This is a genomic window from Streptococcus sp. HMSC064H09, from assembly GCF_001812625.1.
Taxonomy (GTDB): domain Bacteria; phylum Bacillota; class Bacilli; order Lactobacillales; family Streptococcaceae; genus Streptococcus.
The window spans coordinates 1-574 of sequence record NZ_KV809619.1 but is presented as its reverse complement, the minus strand read 5'-3'; the positions used below and the strand labels follow the sequence as shown (position 1 = coordinate 574).

The following is a 574-nucleotide window of genomic DNA, read 5'->3' as shown; positions in this document are numbered from 1 at the left end:
TCAGTAAGTGAATCAATTTCAGAATCACAGTCTGTCTCAAACTCAGAATCAGCATCAGAGAGTGCATCAGTTTCAGAATCACAATCTGCTTCAACTTCAGAATCAGCGTCAGTAAGTGCTTCAATTTCAGCTAGTGAGTCAGCATCATTGAGTGAATCTCGAAGTACAAGTGCGTCAGTTTCGGCTTCTGAATCAGAATCATTAAGTACATCAAGCTCTTTGAGTGCTTCTGTATTTGAAAGTCAGTCTCAAGCCTTCAGTGCTTCAATTTCTGCAATCATTTCAACTGTTGAGTCTATTTCGAACTCTGCTTCAAACTTCATTTCAACAAGTGAATCGATTTCAACATCTAATTCAGCATCATTGAGTGAGTCGGCGTCATTGAGTGCATCTGTTTCAGGCTCACAATCAGTATCTAATTCTGAAAGTACATCTGTAAGTACTTCAATCAGTGAATCACAATCAGTTTCAAATTCTGAGTCTGCATCAACAAGTGCCTCTATCTCAGAATCACAGTCTGTTTCAAACTCAGTCTCTGCGTCAGAATCAACAAGTGCATCTGAATCGGCATCTG

1 pseudogene is annotated in these 574 nt (G+C 39.5%); it reads right to left on the bottom strand.

The features are described from left to right. Positions 1–248 precede the first annotated feature (248 nt). A pseudogene (locus HMPREF2867_RS11725) lies at positions 249–574 on the bottom strand (hypothetical protein); the annotation flags it as partial.